Raw genomic sequence first — 3,053 nt, 5'->3', positions numbered from 1 at the left:
GGTGAGGGGCTTTTCAAGCTTTTGGCTTATCATTAGCCCCCTAACGACGCTCACCCAAGGCTCCCCGGCATGCTGGCAATCTTCCTCGAAACCCTGAACATCACCGCGCCGGTGTTTGCCATGCTGTTTCTCGGTGTGCTGCTCAAGCGCATCGACTGGATCAACGACAACTTCATTCACACCGCTTCGTCGCTGGTGTTCAACGTCACCATGCCGGCGCTGCTGTTCCTCGGCATTCTGCATGCCGATCTGCACGCCGCGTTGCAACCGTCCCTGCTGATCTACTTCTCCCTCGCCACGCTGGTGAGCTTTGCCCTGGCCTGGGGCTGGGCGATTTTCCGTTGCCCGCGCGAAGATCGCGGCATCTATACCCAAGGCGCGTTTCGCGGCAACAACGGCGTCATCGGTCTGGCACTGGCGGCGAGTATGTACGGCGATTACGGGATTTCCCTCGGGGCGATTCTCGCGGCGCTGGTGATCCTGTTTTACAACACGCTGTCGACCATCGTGCTGGCGGTGTACAGCCCAGTGATCAAGTCCGATCCGTGGAGCATCTGCAAAAGCGTGTTCAGCAATCCGCTGATCATCAGCGTGATTGCGGCGGCGCCGTTTGCCTATTTCAAGATCGGTTTGCCGGGATGGCTGGAGACCTCCGGTCAGTATCTGGCGCAGACCACCTTGCCGCTGGCGTTGATCTGCATTGGCGGCACGCTGTCGCTGGCGGCGTTGCGCAAGAGCGGCAGCATGGCGCTCAGTTCCAGCCTGGTGAAGATGATCGGGTTGCCGGTGCTGGCAACGCTGGGAGCGTGGTTGTGGGGTTTTCGCGGCGCGGAATTGGGGATTCTGTTTTTGTACTTCGGCAGCCCGACAGCGGCGGCAAGTTTTGTCATGGCCCGGGCGGCGCAGGGCAATCATGAACTGGCGGCGGCGATTATCGTGATGACCACGTTGATGGCGGCGATCACCACCAATGTCGGGATCTTTGTTTTGCAGTGGGGTGGGTGGATATAAAGGCAAGATCAAAAGATCGCAGCTGCGGCAGCTCCTACAGGAGACCGCATTTCCATATAGGAGCTGCCGCAGGCTGCGATCTTTTAGCTTTTCTCGTAACTGTCGATCACTTCCTGCGCCGCGCGAAACGCATCAATCGCCGCCGGCACGCCGGCATACACCGCGCAATGCAGCAACGCCTCACGAATCTCGTCCACCGTGCAGCCATTGTTCAGCGCACCGCGCACATGGCCTTTCAGTTCTTGCGGGCACTTCAATGCGGTCAGCGCTGCAAGAGTAATTAGGCTGCGGGTTTTCAGCGGCAGACCTTCGCGATTCCACACACCGCCCCAGGCGTGTTCATTGACGAAATCCTGCAACGGTTGAGTGAACTCGGTGGCGTTGCCCAAGGCGCGATCAACAAACGCATCGCCCATTACCTGACGGCGGACTTCAACCCCGGACTTCTTCGATTCGGTCATGGCATATCCCTCTTGTGGTGTTGGCGGCGCCAGGCGCGTATCGACGTGAACAACAAGAACGTCAGCAGCGTTGGCAGGACATAAAACAACATCATTCGCTCAAGCTTGCCGGCCAGGGGCATGCCGGTGGTGAACGACACCACGTGCAGCCCGTACGCCAGATACAAACCGAGCAGCAACAGACCTTCGGCTCGCGTCACGCGGTAACCGGAATAAAACACCGGCAGGCACAACGCGGCGACGCCGAGCATCACCGGCAGATCGAAATCCAGTGCGTTCGGCGACACCGACAGCGGCGTCGGCGCGATCAATGCGGTCAGGCCGAGTACCCCGAGCAGATTAAACAGGTTGGCACCGATCACGTTGCCGACGGCAATATCCCGTTGCCCGCGCAGTGCGGCGATCAGCGAGGTCGCCAGTTCCGGCAGCGAGGTGCCGACAGCGACAACGGTCAGGCCAATGACACGCTCGGAAAATCCAAGATCAGTTGCCACCACCACGGCAGCTCCGAGCAAAAGGTGCCCGGCAAATACCAGCATCGCCAAACCGACGATGATCATCAGCGAACTGCCGATCCACGACGCTTGGCTTGTTTCAATGCGCTCCGTGTGCGGCCGCGTCGAGTGTCGTGACTGGCGCAGCAGCAAGCCGAGATACAGCGCCAATGCGCCGAGCAGCAGGATGCCGTCGAAGCGACTGATCTCTTCGTTCCAGGCCAATACGAACACCAGCAGACTGGCACCGATCATCAGCGGAATATCGAGGCGCACCAATTGCCGCGAAACGCGCAGAGGAATGATCAGCGCGGAAAGGCCGAGGGTGACAAGGATGTTGAAGATGCTGCTGCCGACTACGCTGCCAACGGCAATGTCCGGGTTATGCGCCAGTGCCGCTTGAAGACTGACGGCCATTTGCGGCGCACTGCTGCCGAGGGCGACGATGGTCAGACCGATGATCAGCGGCCGCACATGCAGACGCGCCGCCAGACGCACCGCCGCACGCACCATCAGCTCTGCGCCGAAGATCAGCAGGCACAGGCCGGCGAGCAGTTCGATCACGCTGATCAGGGGTAAGTCGGCTAATCCGAAAATGGTCAGCGCTCCATCAGTCGTCGAGGGCCTGCACGCGAACCCGTGCGGTGCCGCTGCGCAGCATGCCGAGTTGTTCGGCAGCCTCGCGGGACACGTCGATCAGGCGTCCACGGGTATGCGGGCCACGGTCATTGATGCGGACCACGACGGATTCATCGTTTTTCAGGTTGGTGACCTTCACCCGTGTGCCGAAGGGTAACTGGCGATGGGCGGCGGTCAGGGAATTCTGGTTGAACGGCTCGCCACTGGCGGTGCGTTTACCGTGGTGCTTGGCACCGTAATAGGAGGCGACGCCGGTCTGGTCGTAACCGTGCGGGTCGATGGTGTCGGTGCTGGCGCAACCGGCCAGCAAGGAGAGCAGGGCGCAGGCGCCGAGCAGACGTTTCATTCAGATACTCCAAAGTGATCGTTCCCACGCTCCAGCGTGGGAATGCATCCCGTGACGCTCTGCGTCACACCGCAATGGACGCGGAGCGTCCGGGGCGGCATT

Annotated in this window: 4 protein-coding genes; 1 reads left to right on the top strand and 3 read right to left on the bottom strand. The window is 60.6% G+C overall.

From position 1 onward, the window contains the following. The first annotated feature begins 69 nt into the window (after positions 1-69). A complete protein-coding gene (locus PMI23_RS11865) occupies positions 70-1,011 on the top strand; it encodes an AEC family transporter (RefSeq protein WP_007915344.1) in 942 nt (313 codons plus the stop codon). 83 nt (positions 1,012-1,094) lie between these two features. Here the strand turns inward: PMI23_RS11865 and PMI23_RS11860 are convergent, their stop codons facing one another. Genes PMI23_RS11860 through PMI23_RS11850 form a run of 3 tightly spaced genes read right to left on the bottom strand, consistent with a single transcriptional unit; the run spans position 1,095 to position 2,951 of the window. Then, positions 1,095-1,472 carry a carboxymuconolactone decarboxylase family protein gene (locus PMI23_RS11860; RefSeq protein WP_007915345.1) on the bottom strand — a complete coding sequence of 126 codons (378 nt, stop codon included), beginning with the start codon at positions 1,470-1,472 and terminating at the stop codon, positions 1,095-1,097. Next, a complete protein-coding gene (locus tag PMI23_RS11855) occupies positions 1,469-2,530 on the bottom strand; it encodes a calcium/sodium antiporter (protein WP_007915347.1) in 1,062 nt (353 codons plus the stop codon). Before PMI23_RS11855 ends, PMI23_RS11860 begins: the two co-directional genes overlap by 4 nt. Positions 2,531-2,576: 46 nt before the next feature. Then, positions 2,577-2,951, bottom strand: a complete 375-nt coding sequence (locus PMI23_RS11850) for a septal ring lytic transglycosylase RlpA family protein (RefSeq protein ID WP_007915349.1) — start codon at positions 2,949-2,951, stop codon at positions 2,577-2,579. Positions 2,952-3,053 lie beyond the last annotated feature (102 nt).

Origin of the sequence: Pseudomonas sp. GM24 (assembly GCF_000282235.1) — a bacterium.
In the GTDB taxonomy this organism is placed as follows: Bacteria; Pseudomonadota; Gammaproteobacteria; order Pseudomonadales; family Pseudomonadaceae; genus Aquipseudomonas.
This window is presented reverse-complemented; position numbering and strand designations above follow the sequence as displayed.